This window comes from Acidisoma sp. C75 (assembly GCF_054665095.1).
The window spans coordinates 322,448-339,046 of the sequence record NZ_BAAFHD010000004.1; the positions used below are offsets into that span (position 1 = coordinate 322,448).

Annotated in this window: 11 protein-coding genes; 9 read left to right on the plus strand and 2 right to left on the minus strand. The window is 67.7% G+C overall.

Going from position 1 to position 16,599, the window contains the following annotated elements:
* Nucleotides 1-130 precede the first annotated feature (130 nt).
* The 6 genes from hpnA to shc are packed head-to-tail and all read left to right on the plus strand — an operon-like array spanning nt 131 to nt 7,207.
* Nucleotides 131-1,135, plus strand: coding sequence for a hopanoid-associated sugar epimerase (hpnA, locus tag ACYQ7X_RS07700; protein WP_459696350.1), 1,005 nt, complete (start codon nt 131-133; stop codon nt 1,133-1,135).
* A complete protein-coding gene (locus tag ACYQ7X_RS07705) occupies nt 1,132-2,271 on the plus strand; it encodes a glycosyltransferase (RefSeq protein ID WP_459696351.1) in 1,140 nt (379 codons plus the stop codon). The genes hpnA and ACYQ7X_RS07705 overlap by 4 nt, the downstream gene beginning before the upstream one ends.
* Complete coding sequence (gene hpnC / locus ACYQ7X_RS07710; protein ID WP_459696352.1) at nt 2,268-3,122, plus strand: squalene synthase HpnC; 855 nt, start codon at nt 2,268-2,270, stop codon at nt 3,120-3,122. The genes ACYQ7X_RS07705 and hpnC overlap by 4 nt, the downstream gene beginning before the upstream one ends.
* On the plus strand, nt 3,119-3,994 hold the full coding sequence (gene hpnD, locus ACYQ7X_RS07715; protein ID WP_459696353.1) for a presqualene diphosphate synthase HpnD: 876 nt from the start codon (nt 3,119-3,121) through the stop codon (nt 3,992-3,994). The genes hpnC and hpnD overlap by 4 nt, the downstream gene beginning before the upstream one ends.
* On the plus strand, nt 3,991-5,262 hold the full coding sequence (gene hpnE / locus ACYQ7X_RS07720; protein WP_459696354.1) for a hydroxysqualene dehydroxylase HpnE: 1,272 nt from the start codon (nt 3,991-3,993) through the stop codon (nt 5,260-5,262). The genes hpnD and hpnE overlap by 4 nt, the downstream gene beginning before the upstream one ends.
* A 7-nt stretch (nt 5,263-5,269) precedes the next feature.
* On the plus strand, nt 5,270-7,207 hold the full coding sequence (gene shc, locus ACYQ7X_RS07725; protein ID WP_459696355.1) for a squalene--hopene cyclase: 1,938 nt from the start codon (nt 5,270-5,272) through the stop codon (nt 7,205-7,207).
* A 136-nt stretch (nt 7,208-7,343) separates the two neighbouring features.
* On the opposite strand, the gene ACYQ7X_RS07730 is transcribed toward shc, so the two are convergent.
* Both ACYQ7X_RS07730 and ACYQ7X_RS07735 read right to left on the minus strand, forming a co-directional pair.
* Nucleotides 7,344-9,848, minus strand: coding sequence for a hybrid sensor histidine kinase/response regulator (locus ACYQ7X_RS07730; RefSeq protein WP_459696356.1), 2,505 nt, complete (start codon nt 9,846-9,848; stop codon nt 7,344-7,346).
* Between the two features lie 16 nt (nt 9,849-9,864).
* A complete protein-coding gene (locus ACYQ7X_RS07735; RefSeq protein WP_459696357.1) occupies nt 9,865-12,024 on the minus strand; it encodes a GGDEF/EAL domain-containing response regulator in 2,160 nt (719 codons plus the stop codon).
* 271 nt (nt 12,025-12,295) lie between these two features.
* Here ACYQ7X_RS07735 and ACYQ7X_RS07740 point away from each other — a divergent pair, with 271 nt between their 5' ends.
* From ACYQ7X_RS07740 to ACYQ7X_RS07750, 3 genes are all read left to right on the plus strand, one after another.
* Complete coding sequence (locus tag ACYQ7X_RS07740; RefSeq protein ID WP_459696358.1) at nt 12,296-13,231, plus strand: crotonase/enoyl-CoA hydratase family protein; 936 nt, start codon at nt 12,296-12,298, stop codon at nt 13,229-13,231.
* A gap of 175 nt (nt 13,232-13,406) precedes the next feature.
* The gene (locus ACYQ7X_RS07745) at nt 13,407-15,221 is read left to right on the plus strand and encodes a M3 family oligoendopeptidase (RefSeq protein ID WP_459696359.1); all 1,815 of its coding nucleotides are present in this window, start codon (nt 13,407-13,409) and stop codon (nt 15,219-15,221) included.
* Between the two features lie 5 nt (nt 15,222-15,226).
* On the plus strand, nt 15,227-16,588 hold the full coding sequence (locus ACYQ7X_RS07750) for an ABC1 kinase family protein (protein WP_459696360.1): 1,362 nt from the start codon (nt 15,227-15,229) through the stop codon (nt 16,586-16,588).
* The last annotated feature ends 11 nt before the right edge of the window (nt 16,589-16,599 follow it).

A 16,599-nucleotide genomic window follows, 5' to 3' on the forward strand; every position in this document is an offset into this window, starting at 1 on the left:
GAGGAAAGTCCGTCAAATCGAAGATGTCCCGGATGAGCGCTTGCGCCCCTATGGCAATCCATCCTCTATACCGGCCCCTGGCGTCTTCGCCAAACCGCCTTCGCGTCTTAGCGCAGAGAGGAGCGAGCCCTTGAGCCGAGACAATCTTACCTTGGTGACCGGGGCGACCGGCTTCATCGGCCATGCCGTGGCGCGGGCCGTGGCGGCGCGCGGCTATCCCTTGCGGCTGCTGGTGCGGCAGGGCAGCGAGCGCAAGCATCTCCATGATCTCGACGCCGAATACGCGATCGGCGATCTGAACGACCCCGAAAGCCTGGCCCTGGCGGTGCGCGGTTGCCGCTACGTCTTTCACGTCGCGGCGGATTACCGCATCTGGGTGCCCAATCCGGAAGCGATGATCGCGACCAATGTGCATGCGACCGAAACGCTCCTCCGACTCGCCCATGCTGCGGGGGTGGAGCGGATCGTCTATACCAGCAGCGTCGCGGCACTCGGCCTCAATCCCAAAGGCTCGCCGCCAGCCAGCGAGAATACGCCGATCACCTATGACAAGGTTGTCGGCACCTACAAGAAATCGAAATTCCTGGCCGAGCAGACCGCCCTCAAGCTGTCCGACGAGGGCATCCCGGTCGTCATCGTCAATCCCGCGGCGCCCGTCGGGCCCGCCGATGTGAAGCCGACGCCGACCGGGGTGATGATCCGCGATGCCGCGGTCGGCCGGATGCCGGCCTTCGTCGATACCGGGCTCTCGGTCGTGCATGTCGATGATTGCGCCGCCGGCCACCTGCTGGCGCTCGACCGGGGGGAGATCGGCGAGCGCTATATCCTCGGCGGCGAGAATTTGCCGATGAGCGCCGTGCTCGGCCTGGTGGACGAGGTGACGGGCCGGCCCGCGCGGCGGGTGCGGCTGCCGATCGCGCCGCTCGTCCCCGTGGCCGCTGTCGCCGAGCAGGTGGCGCGGGTCACGGGCAAGGAGCCGCGGCTGACCCGCGATCACCTCAAGATGGCGCGCAAGATGATGTATTTCTCCTCGGCCAAGGCGGAGGCTGCCCTCGGCTACCGGGCCCGCCCGGCGATCGAGGCGGTGCGCGATGCCATCCACTGGTTTGATCGGCACGGCTATCTCAAGGCATGACGATGCTGACCGCGCTGACGCTTCTCGCCCTCCTGATCTGGCTATGGCTGATCTTCTTTCACGGCCGCTTCTGGCAGGAAGGCCCGGTGCTGCCGCCCTTGCCGGCGGGCATGGTGCTGCCCGGCGCTGATATCATCGTGCCGGCGCGGGATGAGGCGGAGACCATCGCGGCCGCCATCGGCTCGCTCACCCGTCAGGAGGTGCCGGGCGGCGCCCTCCGCGTCTTTCTCGTCGATGACCAGAGCACGGACGGCACGGCCGCCATCGCCGCCCGCGCCGCGGAGGGCGCGCCGCAGCCGCTCACCATCGTCACGGGGGCGGAGAAGCCCGAAGGCTGGAGCGGCAAGCTCTGGGCGGTGAGCCAGGGGGTCGCGGCGAGCACGGCGGAATATATCCTGCTGACCGACGCCGATATCGTGCATGAGCCCGATCACCTCGCGCGCCTGCTCACCAAGGCCGAGGAGGACAAGCTCGATCTCGTCTCCGAAATGGTGCTGCTGCATTGCGAAAGCCGGGCCGAGCGCTGGCTGGTGCCGGCCTTTGTCTATTTCTTCCAGCTGCTCTACCCCTTCGATCTGGTGGCCCGGCCCGGGCATCGCATGGCCGGTGCCGCCGGCGGCACGGTGCTGCTGCGGCGGAGCGCGCTCGCCCGCGCCGGGGGAGTCGCTGCCCTGCGCGGAGCGCTGATCGACGACGTGACACTCGGCCGCGCCATCAAGCAGAGCGGCGGGCGCATCTGGCTCGGCCATACCAGCCGCGCACGCTCCATCCGGCTCTATCCTCAGGCGGCCGACATCTGGGCGATGATCGCCCGCACCGCCTATGTCCAGCTCGGCTTCTCGCCCCTCAACCTCGCCGGCACCATCCTCGGCATGCTTCTCGTCTGGCTGCTGCCGCCGGCCGCCGCCCTTTTCGCCCACGGCACGGCACGGGTTTTCGGGCTGCTCGCCTATGGCCTGATGATCGGCAGCTATATGCCGAGCCTCGTCCGCTACGGGCAGACACCGCTCCGCGCCCTCTTCCTACCCCTCGTCGCCTTGTTCTACATGGCAGCGACCGTCGGCTCCGCGGTCAATCACCTGCGGGGGCGGAGCGTGACGTGGAAGGCGCGGGTCTATGGGAAGGGCGGCTCTTGAGCGCTGATCTGGCAGCGGATGCGCAGGCCAATGTGGAAATCTGGTCAGGCAAGGACCGGGGGGACGAGAATTTCCCCGTCGGCGTCCTCATCCGCCCCGATCTCCGTCGGCATGTCCATGCCTATTACGCCTTCGCCCGCAATGCGGATGATATCGGCGATAGCCCGGCGCTCGCGCCGGGGGAGAAGATCGGCCGCCTCGACCATATGGAGGCGGTGCTGCTCGGCCGCGAGCGCGGTGGCGCGCCGAGTGCCGCGGCCTTGCGGGCGAGCCTCGCCGAGACCGGGATCGACCCGCGCCATGCGACCGATCTGCTGATCGCCTTCCGGCAGGATGCCACGAAGAAGCGGTATGCGAGTTGGGACGAGCTCTACGACTACTGCCGCTACTCCGCCATGCCGGTCGGCCGCTATGTGCTCGCTTTGCATGGCGAGGATGCGGCGGCGACCTTCCCGCCCTCGGATGCGCTCTGCGCCACGCTTCAGGTGCTGAACCATCTGCAGGATGGGCAGAAGGATCTGGCCGCGCTCGACCGCTGCTATCTGCCCGAGGATCTGCTCGCCGCGCATGGCGCGCGGGCCGAGGATCTGGCGGGGCGGGCGGAAACCCCTGGTCTGCGAGCGACCTTCTCGGCTCTGCTCGATCACTGCGCGCGGCTCAACGCCATCGCCGCGCCGCTCCCCCGCGCCTGCCGGGACCGGCGGCTGCGGCTTGAAACCGGCGTCATCCTCAGCCTCTCCCGCCGGCTCACCCGCCGGCTCGGCGCGCAAGATCCGGTGGCCGGCCGGGTCAAGCTCTCGAAGCTCGATGCCGCCTTCGCCCTTTTCGGCGCTCTTGGATATCTTCTATGACCAGCCTTGCGAAACTGCCCCATCCGCCCCTCGGCGCGCGGCCTGCCGATCTCGCCGAGATCGAGGCGCTGGTCCGCCGCTCCGGCTCTTCCTTCTACTGGGGAATGCGCATGCTGCCGCCGGATCGGCGCGCGGCGGTCTACACGATCTATGCCTTCTGCCGGGTGGTGGACGACATTGCGGACGAGCCCGGCGCGCTCGTCACCAAGCGTGAGATGCTGGACGATTGGCGCGAGCGCGTGCATGCGCTGATCGGCGGCCGCAGTGACGGCGCGCTCACCCGCATGATGCTGATCGCGAGCCGCCGCTTCGATCTGCGCGCCGAGGATTTCCTCGCTATCATCGACGGCATGCAGATGGATGCCGAGGCTGAGATCGTCGCCCCGCCGCTCGCCATCCTCGATCTCTATTGCGATCGGGTGGCGAGTGCGGTCGGGCGGTTGTCAGTGCGCGCCTTCGGCGATGCCTCGCCCGCGGCGGATCGCGTTGCCTACTGCCTCGGGCGCGCGCTGCAACTGACCAATATCCTGCGCGATCTGGGGGAGGATGCGGCGCGCGCGCGGCTCTATCTGCCGCGCGAATGGCTGATGGAGGAGGGCGTGCCGCTGCATCCGCAAGCCGCGCTCACATCGCCGCGGCTTTCCGCCGTCTGCACCCGCCTCGCGAGCCTCGCGCGGGATCATTATCGTGGCGCCGAGGAAGCGATGCGCCTCTGCAGCCCGGCCGCGATGAAGCCCGCGCGGATGATGGCCGCCCCCTACCGCGCGCTGCTCGCCCGCATGGAGCGCACGGGCTTCGCCCGGCCGACCGAGCGCGTGAGCCTCGCAAAATGGCAGAAGGCCTGGTTCGGGCTCAGGATGTTGACCGCGTGAGGCGTCGCCTCTCTCGCATCCATGTCATCGGCGCCGGGCTTTCTGGTCTCTCGGCCGCCATGGTGCTCGCCGAGCATGGCATGCGGGTGGTGGTGCATGAGGCGGGGCCGCAGGCCGGCGGGCGCTGTCGCTCCTATTTCGACCGCGAACTCGGCTGCCGGATCGACAACGGCAATCATCTGCTGCTGTCGGGCAACCGTGCCGCCGCGCGCTATCTCGCCCGCACCGGGGCGGCCGCGAGCATGGCCGGGCCTGAACGGCCGGTCTTTCCCTTCATCGACCGGGCGGATGGCACGGCCTGGGTGCTGCGGCTCGACCGCGGGCGGATTCCCTTCTGGATCTTCGATCGCCGCCGGCGTGTGCCCGGCACGCGGGCGGCCGATTACCTCGCGCTCCTGCGGCTGCGCGGCGCGGGCGGCACGGTGGCGGAGGCGATCGGGGGCGCGGGTCCGCTCTACCGGCGGCTGCTGGAGCCGCTCGCCATCGCGGGCCTCAATACCTTGCCCGAGGAGGCCTACGCGCCGCTGATGCAGGCGGTGGTCGCCGAGACCCTGGCCGCCGGGGGGGCTGCCTGCCGCCCGCTGGTGCCGCGCGAAGGACTTTCCGAAAGCTTCGTCGATCCCGCCCTCGCCTGGCTCGGCCTGCGTGGCGCGCGGGTGGAATTCGGCCGCCGCTGCCAGGCGATCGAGCGGCAGGGTGATCACGTTCGCGTGCTGCACTTCCCGGACGGGCCGCTGGCCCTGGAAGAGGGGGAGGCGGTGGTGCTGGCGGTGCCGGCGCCGGTCGCCGGGCAGTTGCTACCGGAACTCACGGTGCCTGACGAGTTCGAGGCGATCGCCAATATCCACTACCGGGTGGAGAGCGTGCCGCCCTCGGTGAGCGCGGCGCCGGCGCCCTTCACCGGCATCGTCGGCGGCTTGGCGGAATGGGTGTTCATCCGCCCCGGCATTCTCTCCGTCACCATCAGCGCGGCCAATCGCTGGGCGGAGATGCCGGCGGAAGAGATGGCGGCCCGCGCCTGGGAGGATGTGCGGGCGGCCTATGCGGATCTCGCGCCGGGCTTGCCACCCTGGCGCCTGTTGCGCGAAAAGCGGGCGACCTTCGCCGCTACCGCGCTGCAACAGAAACGCAGGCCAGCCGTGGATGGCGCGGGTCTTGCAAATCTCGTGCTCGCAGGCGACTGGACGGCGACCGGCCTGCCCGCGACCATCGAGGGCAGCATCCGTTCGGGCGAATCTGCCGCGCACCATCTTCTAAGGCATGTATAAGCCAGCTATGCCGCACGACGTTGATCTGGACCTTTCGACCGCCACCGATGATCTTGCAACCGCGATCGCTCGTGCCGAGGGCGCCCTCGCGCAACGGCAGAACGCGGACGGCCATTGGGTGTTCGAGCTGGAGGCGGATGCCACCATTCCGGCCGAATACGTGCTGCTCGAACATTACCTCGACCGGATCGATCCCGCTCTGGAGGAGAAGATCGGCGTCTATCTGCGCCGCATCCAGGGCGAGCATGGCGGCTGGCCGCTCTACCACGGTGGCGTCTTCAACCTCTCGGCCAGCGTCAAAGCCTATTTCGCACTGAAGGCGATCGGGGATGATCCGGCCGCGCCGCACATGGCGCGGGCGCGCCGGGCGATCATCGCGGCGGGCGGGGCGGAGCGGGCGAATGTCTTCACCCGCATCCAGCTCGCGCTCTTCGGGGAAGTGCCGTGGCGGGCGGTGCCCGTCATGCCGATCGAGATCATGGGCCTGCCGCGCTGGTTCCCTTTCCATCTGCTGAAGGTGAGCTACTGGTCCCGCACCGTCATCGTGCCGCTGCTCGTGCTGATGGCCTTGAAGCCCCGCGCGCGCAACCCGCGGGATGTGCATGTGCCGGAGCTTTTCGCGGCCAATCCGGAGCGGATCGAGGATTGGATCCGCGGCCCCTATCGCAGCCATTGGGGGCACTTCTTCAAGACCGTCGATGCCGTTCTGCAGAAGGTCGATCCGCATATCTCGCGGGTGCGGCGGCAGAAGCATATCGATGCCGCCGTCGCCTGGGTGCGCCAGCGCCTCAACGGAGAGGATGGCCTCGGCGCGATCTACCCCGCCATGGCCAATTCGGTGATGATGTTCGATGTTCTGGGTTACCCGCCCGATCATCCCGATGCCGCGATCGCCTGGGAATCGGTGCGCAAGCTCGTCACCGTCAAAGAGGACGAGGCCTATTGCCAGCCCTGCCTCTCGCCGATCTGGGATACCGGCCTTGCCGCCCACGCCATGGCCGAGGCGCAGGGCCATGGCTCGGCGCAGGTGGAAGCGGCGGCGGAATGGCTGCTCGGCCGCCAGATCACCGAGGTGCGGGGTGACTGGGCGGAGATCAAGCCCGATACGCCGCCGGGCGGCTGGGCCTTTCAATACAATAACGACTATTATCCGGATGTGGACGATACCGCCGTCGTCGGCATGCTGCTGCATCGCGCGGGTGACCCCGCCCATGCGGAGGCGATCGAGAAGGCGCGCCGCTGGGTCATCGGTATGCAGAGCCGCAACGGCGGCTGGGGCGCCTTCGATGCGGACAATACCCATGATTTCCTCAATCATATCCCCTTCGCCGATCACGGCGCGCTGCTCGACCCGCCGACCGCGGATGTGACGGCGCGCTGCGTCTCCTTCCTCGCCCAGCTCGGCCATGCCGAGGACCGCCCGGTGATCGAGCGCGCGCTCGCCTATCTGCGCGGCGACCAGGAGGAAGAGGGCTGCTGGTTCGGCCGCTGGGGGACGAATTACATCTACGGCACATGGTCCGTGCTCTGCGCGCTGAACGCGGCCGGGGTGCCGAAGGATGATCCGATGATCGCCCGTGCCGTTGCCTGGCTGCTCGCCAAGCAGCGCCCGGAAGGCGGCTGGGGTGAGGATTGCGCGAGTTTCGAGGGCGCGCCGCCGGGCGAATATGATCAGAGCCTGCCGTCGCAAACCGCCTGGGCGCTGCTCGGGCTGATGGCGGCGGGGGAGACGGACCACCCGGCCGTAGCGCGCGGCATCGCCTGGCTGATGTCGGTGCAGGACGAAAAGGGCGAGTGGCAGGAGCTGCCCTATAATGCGGTCGGCTTCCCCAAGGTCTTCTACCTGCGCTACCACGGCTACCGGCAGTTCTTCCCGCTCTTCGCCATGGCGCGCTTCCGCAATCTCCGCCAGGGCAATTCCCGCCAGGTCGCCTGGGGCTTCTGAGGCCTGCCGGAGGCCGCCGGAACCATCCGCCCGCCCGCGCGTTGATGCCCGCTTCTATAAAACGGGATGTCGCCGAAAGCTGGCAGGATTGATCCGGCTTGGGCGCCAGCCCGACGGGGGCAGGGAAGCAGGCGCTCTATCGCGCATATTCGATGCGGACGGCATCGGCTACCCGCGCCGTCTCCTCCCCGAGATCGAGCAGCATGGCATCGATCGCCTGCGGTTCGGCGGCTGAGAGCTTGCGGCAGGCGCGGCAGAGCCGTGTGATGCGCTCCGCCCCGATATTGGCCGCGGCGCTGGACAGGGCATGCGCCTCGGCCTGGAAAAGGGCGAAGTCCCCCGCGCGATAGGCGGCCTTCATGCTGAGGAGCAGGCTCTCGGCATCGGCAAGGAATTCATGCGCCAGATCGCGGGCGAAATCCGGCCCGCCGAGCCGGACAAGCTCTTCAAGCTTGCGTGGGCTGAGGGTATGGGCCGGCGCCTCTGCCACCTCGCCTGCGGCGGCTTCGGGCAGGCTTTCCCCGAGAGCGAGGCCGCGCGGCAAGGCAGCGCCCGCCGGACGGTCCGCGAAACGGGCGATGATCTTCAGCAGCCGGGCCGCTTCGATCGGTTTGACGAGGCAGAGATCCATGCCGGCCTCGGCGCAGCGGGTGGCGGTCTCGGGCGAGGCATCGGCGGTCAGCGCCAGGATCGGCAGATGCGGCTTGCCGACGGCGCTGAAGCGGTAAAGCTTGGTCGCGTCGAGCCCGTTCAGCACGGGCATGTTCACATCCATCAGAACGAGGGAGAAGTCCTGCTCCTCCAGTGCGTCGAGCGCCTCCTCGCCATTATCGACCACGGTGTAGGTGTGGCCGCCGCGCTCCAGAATCTTGCCGAGCACGGCCTGGTTGATGTGGTTGTCGTCGGCGATGAGGATATGCTGAGGTGGGCCCATCTGCCCGAGCGCCATGGGCGCAAGCGCCCCGGGCCGGCGGCGCGCCGCCAGGAAGCGGAGCAGGTGGTCAAGCGTGGCCTCGCTCGGCTCCTGGCGTGGCAGCCGGGAAAGGATCAATCGCTCGAAGGCGCGGTCGGGCAGGGCAGGCTCCGCGCCGCCATCGAGCAGGAGGATGCTCGGCCGCTCCGCCTGGCCCGCGGCCGGCAGTGTCGTCAGATCTTCCCTCAGGCTCGCCAGGCCGAAATGGTCGATGAAGAGCCCGTCGAGCCCGCGGGCCTCGCCGATCGCGGCATGGACCGCCTCCGGTGCCACTGGATGGCGGAGGATCCGGGCAAAGACCGTCATGCCGCGGTCTTCCAAGCGGCGGATGAAGGCCTGGCAACCGGCCGGGTCGGTGGTGATCAGGGCAAGGTTGAGCGCGGGGAGCGGCGGCGCCGGCGGCTCGGCCGGCAGGAACGGCAGTTCCAGCTGGAAGGTGCTGCCCGCGCCCAACTGGCTGCGGACGGCGATCGAGCCGCCCAGGGCCTCGCTCAGCCGACGGGCGATCGCAAGGCCGAGCCCGGTTCCGCCGAAACGGTCGATGATCGTCTCATCGGCCTGGGTGAAGCTGTCGAAGATCCGGGCTTGCGCGGCGGGCGCGATGCCGATTCCGGTATCTGTCACCTCGAAGGCGAGGCGCAGCCTCTCGCCGTCCCGCGGCGGCAGCGGCTTAACCGAGATCACCACTGAACCCTGCATGGTGAACTTGACCGCGTTGCTCACGAGGTTGCGCAGGATATCGGTGAGGTGGCGGGGGTCTCCCACCAGGCGCGCCGGCACCCCGGGGGCCAGGAAGGTCGAAAGCACGATGCCCTTGGCGGCGGCGGGGACGGCGACGAGTTTCTCGATCTCCACCAGAAGCTCGGCGAGCGAGAAGGGCACCTGCTGGCGCGGCATGCGCCCCGCCTCGATACGCGAGAAATCGAGGATGCCGTCGATGAGATCCAAGAGGGAGCGGGCGGCGCTGCCGGTGGTGCGGACCATCTCCTGCTGCTCGCGGTCGAGCCGGCTGCCGGCCAGGAGATCGCTCATCCCGATGACGGCGTTGAGCGGCGTGCGCAACTCGTGGCTGACGCTCGCGAGGAAGAGGCTCTTGGCCTGGCTCGCCTGCTCGGCCTGCTGCTTGGCGGCGGAGAGGCTGCGGATGAGCGAGCCGGCATAGAGAGGAATAGCGATCAGCCCGATCAGCAGCCCGCTGGAGAGATAGGGATCGTTCCGCCAGTATGGGGTGGTCGCGAAACAGATGCCGAAGCCGAGGGCAGCGCAGCCCATGGCGGCGCGCAGATAGGGGATGCCGAAGCGAAAGCCGTAGCCGAGCACCGCCCAGAGATAGATGGGATAGAGCGGGGCGGCGATCTGCCCGCCGTAATGCATGCCGAAGGAGAGGGCGGTGGTGTCGGCGATGATCTGCAGCATCAGCCGAAAGCGGGATGGCCGGCCGCGGATGATCAGATCGAAGAAGAAGACGAGGCCGAGCACCGCGTAGGTCGCGCTTGCCGGCATCATGAGTTCAGGCCGGACGAGCGCGCCGCGGGACCATTCATAGCTGAGATAGAAGAGCGCGCCGAAACCCATGACGAGGCGATTGAGGATGATCTGATGCTCGTTCGCGCGCCCGAGTTTCAGCCGCGCTCGGATAAAGCGCAGGCCCGTGGCGAAGCGGTTCATGCTGTCGCGCCCCGGCTCAATGCTGCGCGGAGGGCTCGGCCATGGCGGGCGAGCCGTGGCTGCGGGCGTTCCGGTAGCGGGCAAAGGCCGCCGGCTCCAGCGGCCGGCTGAACAGATAGCCTTGCACTTCGTCGCAACCTTCCCGCTTGAGGGTGCGCAGCTGCTCCTCCGTCTCGACACCTTCCGCGATCACCCGCATGCCGAGCCCCTGGCCAAGCGCGATGATCGCGCGGATGACGGCGAGGCCTTCCGGCCGGCTCGAAATATTGCGGATGAATCCTTGATCGACTTTTACCCGATTGACGGGCAATCGCTCGATATAGGTAAAAGACGCGTAGCCGGTGCCGAAATCGTCGATCGAAAAGGTCACTCCCCGCGCTTGCAGGGCGGCGATCTGCCTGTGCGCGGCTTCATGGTCTTCGAGCATGATGGTCTCTGTCAGCTCGAGATCGATGAGGTGCGGCGAGACGCCGGAGCGGTCGATCGCGGCAACCACGAGGCTTGCCACGTCATGATGGCGGAAGAGCGAGGCGGAGAGGTTGATGCTCACCCGCGTCGCCATGCCCTCGCTCTGCCACTGCGCTGCCTGCCGGCAGGCGGTATCCAGCACCCAGAGGTTGATCGCGGTCATCAGCCCCGCCTCTTCCGCGATCGGCAGGAAACGGTCCGGATAGACCGTGCCGTGGCCGGGCCTCGCCCAGCGGAGCAGTGCCTCGACGCCGACGATCGCGCCGCTGCGGGTATCCTGCTGCGGCTGGTAGTGCAGCACGAGTTCGTGGCGGATCAGGGCGGCGCGCAGATCGCTCTCGATCTGGGCGGCCTCGCGCACGGAAGCCTGCAGCCCCGGCTCATAGAGGCAGACCATGTTCCGGCCGCGCGATTTCGCCTGGTACATCGCGAGATCGGCGCTCTGTTGCAGACTGTCCGAGGTTTCCCCATGTCGGGGAAAAAGCGCCGTCCCCAGGCTGCAACTCGTATGCATGCTGAGCCCATCGATCAGAAACGGCTCGGTGAGCGAGGCCCGAATTGTTTCAGCGAAAGTACGCGCGCGCGTCGCGGCCGTCGGGCCGCTGCCGATTCCGGTCTGGATGATCGCGAATTCATCGCCGCCAAGGCGGCCGATGAAATCCTCCGGGCCGAGCAGGGAGGACATGCGCTGCGCCACCGCCGCCAGCAAAAGATCGCCGTTATGGTGGCCATAGGCGTGGCTGATGCTCTTGAAACGGTCGAGATCGAGGAAATGCAGGGCGAATTCCAGCCCCTCGCTCGATGCGGCGTCGATCACATCGTCAAGGCGGCTGTAGAGCGCATGGCGGTTGGGCAGGCCGGTCAGCGGGTCGTGGTTGGCCACATGATGCAGATGTTCCTCGGCGCGCTTGCGCTCGGTAATGTCGAGCGAGGTGGTCAAGACCCCTTCGACGAGGCCGCTCGCCGCCTTGATCGGCGTTTTGGTGGTGAGGAAGACGCGCCGCGCCCCGGTCTGATCGGCGACCTCTTCCTCGAAAGCCGGGAGCGGGAGGCCGCTCGCCAGAATGCGGGCATCGAGTTGGCGGGAGCGGCTGGCCTGCTCGTCGTCGGGTCTGGCCGAGCCCACCGGATCGGCGCCCAGCACCGAGACGTGATAGGCATTGGCGAAGATGCAGTCTCCCCGCCGGTCATGGGCGCTGATCATCGCCGGCACGGTGTCGATCACCTGGGCCAGACGCTCCCGATTGTCGCGCAGAAGCTCGCGCCGTTCCTGCTCCACCCCCTCCAGCTCTTTGGCGAGCGCCGTGGCGCGGGCGCGGATCTGCTTCTGGCGGGAACCGGACTTGAGCAGATTGCGGGCGCGGGTGATGAATTCCTGATGGTCGATCGGGGTCTGAACGAAATCCGTCGCCCCCGCTTCCAACGCTTCGAGCCGGAAGGCGCGGTCGTCATAGGCGGTGATGACGATGATCGGCACGTCCATCCCGTTAGGCAGCGCGCGGATATGCTGGGTGAAGGCAGCCCCCGTCATCTGCGGCATCTTATAGTCCGAGATGATGAGATCCGGCATTTTGAGGCCGATGGTGCGGAGCGCGGGATCAGGCGCGGCGAAGGCCTCCACCTCGACCTGCTCGTCCAGAAACGATGCAAGCCGGGAGAAGATGCTGCGATTGGTCGCCCGATCGTCCACGATGACAACAAAAGCCATGCCCGCTCCATTTGGCGGCTAGTTGGTCCATCCAGACAGAGATAGACGCCTACTCCCGACACGAGAGCCTCGGAATATACTCCGCTTCGGCTGGCCGCAGAAGATTATTCTCCATCGGGGCAGGCGACGGTGGATGGCGTGGGTGACACGCAGATGTACCCCGAAAAATGCGGCATCCGGACGAAAAACAGGGACAATAGGAGGGCTGACGGCACCAGGATCGGCCTGGCAAGCAGCAGGCGCCCAAGGCGCAATTTCAGGAGCTCTCCGCATGACCTACGTGCCCCCCAATCTCGGTCTCGTCTCCGCTCCGGTGGAGATGTCGAGCATGGTCAGCGCCGCCGCGCTCACCGCGCTCACGCATCACCGCTACGCGACCCTCGATATCATCCTCGAAGCCCCCCTCAAGACGCTGTTCTGCTATATGCGCCCAGCGGGCCGCCCCAGCTTTACACCGCAACTCCTTAACGACCTCAACGATATGCAGCGCCATATCTACCAGGCGACGGCAGACGCGGATCCGTTCCGCTACTTCGTCTTCGGCTCCCGCGTGCCGGGCAGCTTCAATCTCGGCGGCGATCTCGATCTCTTCCGTGAGAAGATCCGGGCGGCCGATCGCGAGGCGCTACGGGCCTATGGCCATGCCTGCATCGACGCGGTCTTTCAGAACATCACCGGGTATGACCAAAGGGTGATCACGGTCGGGCTCGTGCAAGGCGCCGCCCTCGGTGGCGGATTCGAGGCGGCGCTATCCTGCCACCATATCGTGGCCGAACGGAGCGCCACCTTCGGCCTGCCTGAGGTGCTCTTCAACCTCTTCCCCGGCATGGGCGCCTATTCCTTCCTCTCCCGCCGGCTCGATGCGGCGCGGGCGGAAAAGCTCATCCTCAGCGGGCGGATGTTCTCGGCGGACGAGATGCACGAGATGGGCATCGTCGATCACGTCGCCGAGGACGGGGAAGGCGAGGCGGCGGTGCGTGCCTATATCGGGCGGCTCGACCGCCGCTACAACACCCACCGCGCGGTGATGGAAACCCGCCACCGCATCAACCCGATCACCCGGGAAGAGCTGATCGACGTGGTCGAAATCTGGGTCGAAGCGGCGCTGCGCCTTCAGGATTCGGACCTGCGGACGATGGCGCGGCTGGTGCGCGCGCAATCCCGCCGGCATGAGGGCGAGGTGGAGTCGCGGCTTGCGGCGGATTGACCGGTGCCCGGTGCAGGCGCGCGGGAGAGGGGGCAGCCATGCGCCGCTTCCCCCGATCCGGTGGCTGCTAGGAGGCCGCCGCCGCATGCCTTAGATTACGCGAAGGCAGATTGCCGAGAGACTGGAGAACGTGACGATGCGACGATGCCCAACTCCGGCCGCGGCGGAAGGTTCCATGGCGCCGAACCCGTCCGCCACGCCCGAGGCTTTGCCCCGCTGGGATCTGGCCGATCTCTATCCCGGCATGGAGAGCCCCGAGCTTGCCCGCGCGCTGGATGAGGCGCGGGCGGAGGCGGCTGCCTTCCGCGCCGCCTATGCCGGCATGCTGGCGGCGCTGCCGGGGGCGGATCTCGCCACCGCGCTCGCCCGCTACGAGGCGATCGAGGCTCGGCTCGGCCGGATCATGTCCTATGCGCAGCTGCTCTTCAGCGGCGATGGCAGCAATGCCGCGATCGGCCGCTTCTACCAGTCCATGAGCGAGCGGGTGACGGAGATTTCGACCGATCTCCTCTTCTTCACCTTAGAGCTGAACCGGCTGGACGAGGCGGGCCTGGCGGCCAAGCTGAGCGATCCCGCGCTCGCCCCCTGGAAATCCTGGCTCGACGATCTGCGGATCTTCAAGCCGCACCAGCTTTCGGATGAGATGGAGCAGCTTCTGCACGAAAAGGAGGTCACGGGCGCTGCCGCCTGGAGCCGGCTTTTCGATGAGACCATGGCGGCGCTCCGCGTGCGCCTGGGCGAGGAGACGCTGACCGTCAGCGATGCGCTGAACCGCCTGTCCGACCCTTCCCGCGAGCGGCGGCAGACGGCGGCCGCCGGCATCAGCCAGACCCTGGCCGAGAATATCCGCCTCTTCGCCCTCATCACCAATACGCTCGCCAAGGATAAGGAGACGATCGACCGCTGGCGCCACTACCCGAAGCCCGGCAGCTACCGCAACCGCTCCAACATGGTGGAAGATGAGGTCGTCGAGGCGCTGGTCTCGGCCGTGGTCGGCAATTACGCCCGCCTCTCGCACCGCTATTACGGGCTCAAGGCCCGCTGGCTCGGCCTGCCGAAGCTGCAGCACTGGGATCGCAACGCCCCGCTGCCGGCGGATGCCGACCGGAAGATCTCCTGGGCAGAAGCGCGCGAGCGCGTGCTCTCCGCCTATGGCGCCTTCAGCCCGGTCCTCGCCCAGATCGGCCAGCGCTTCTTCGACAATCCCTGGATTGATGCCGAGCTGCGCCCCGGCAAGTCGGGCGGTGCCTTCGCCCACCCGACCGTGCCGGAAGCCCATCCCTATATCCTGCTGAACTACCACGGCCGCGCCCGCGACGTGATGACCCTCGCCCATGAATTGGGCCACGGCGTGCATCAGATCCTCGCCGGCCAGGCGCAGGGCTACCTCCGCTCCGCGACGCCGCTGACCCTGGCCGAGACGGCGAGCGTCTTCGGCGAGATGCTGACCTTCCGCGCCATCCTCGATGCCGAGCGCGATCCGGCACGGCGCCGCCTCATGCTCGCCGCCAAGGTGGAGGACATGCTCAATACCGTGGTGCGGCAGATCGCCTTCTACCGCTTCGAGACCCGCGTGCATGAGGAGCGGCGTGCGGCCGAGCTGCTGCCCGAGCGGCTGGGCGAGATCTGGTTCGAAGTGCAGTCAGAAAGCCTGGGCCCGGCCTTCGATTTCACGCCGGATTACGCCAATTACTGGGCCTATGTGCCGCATTTCGTGCACTCCCCCTTCTACGTCTATGCCTATGCCTTCGGTGACTGCCTGGTGAATGCGCTCTACGCCGAATTTGCCGGCGGCCATCCGCGCTTTCAGGAAAAATACCTCGACATGCTGAAGGCTGGCGGCACCAAGCGGCACCGGGAGTTGCTCGCCCCCTTCGGCCTCGATGCCGCCGATCCCGCCTTCTGGGCGCGCGGGCTCGACGTGATCGCCGGCTTCATCGATGAACTGGAGGCGGCCGATCCCTCCGCCCCGCATAGCGCGAGGGCTTGAGCCGCATGGCCGAGAGAGATAGCCGGCAGGACGCGACCTTTCTGGGCAGCGTGCGCCGTTTCGCGCGGACCTCGGGCGCGGTGGGCGGCATCGCCGCCCGCGTCGCTGGCGAACGGGTCTTCGGCATCAAGACCGATCGTGCCGCCCATGCCGAGGATCTCCGGCAGATCCTCGGCGGCCTCAAGGGCCCGCTGATGAAGGTGGCGCAGATCCTCACCACCATCCCCGATGCCTTGCCGGAGGAATATGCCGTCGAGCTTTCGGAATTGCAGGCCAATGCGCCGCCGATGGGCTGGGCCTTTGTCCGCCGCCGCATGTCGGGCGAGCTGGGCGCCGGCTGGCAATCCCGCTTCCAGAGCTTCGGCCAGGAGGCAGCGGCGGCGGCGAGCCTCGGCCAGGTCCACAAGGCGGTGCTGCCGGATGGCCGCGCCGCCGCCTGCAAGCTGCAATATCCCGACATGCCGAGCACGGTGGAGGCCGATCTCCGCCAGCTCAAGCTCGCCATGGCGATCTATCACCGCATGGACAATGCGATCCAGCACGACGAGATCTACAAGGAACTCTCCGAACGGCTGCGCGAGGAGCTGGATTACGAGCGTGAGGCGGCGCAGATGCGCCTCTATCGCACCATGCTCGCCCCGATCGCCGACATCCATGTACCCGAGCCGATCGCCGAGCTGACGACGGCGCGGCTGTTGACGATGACCTGGCTCGATGGCGGGCCGCTGCAGCGCTGGCTGGAGACCGAGCCAACGCAGGAGGCCCGCAACCGGGTGGCCGAGGCCCTGTTCCGCGCCTGGTACGTGCCCTTCTACCAATACGGCGTTATCCACGGGGACCCGCACCTCGGCAACTATCAGGTGCGGGCTGATGGCGGCGTCAACCTGCTGGATTTCGGGGCCATTCGCGTCTTTCCGCCGAGCTTCGTGCGCGGCGTGATCGACCTTTTCGAGGCGGTGCGCGACGCCGATGACGAGAAGGCGGCGCAGGCTTACGTGAATTGGGGTTTCGCCGATATCACGCCGCGCAAGGTGCAGGTACTCAACGGCTGGGCGCGGTTCCTCTACGAGCCGCTGCTGGATGACCGGGTGCGCCGCATCCAGGAAAACGGCGAGGGTAATTTCGGCCGGGCGGTGGCCGAGGAGGTGCATGCCGGCCTCAAGAGCATCGGCGGTGTGCGGCCGCCGCGCGAATTCGTGCTGATGGACCGCTCTGCCGTCGGGCTTGGCAGCGTCTTCCTCCGCCTCAAGGCCGAACTCAACTGGAGCAAGCTCTATCGCGAGGTGACCGCAGGCTTCGACGAGGCGGCGCTCGCCGCCCGGCAGGCGGAAGCCCTGGCCGCGGCCGGCGTTCCCCCGCCGAAATAAGGGGAATTGCC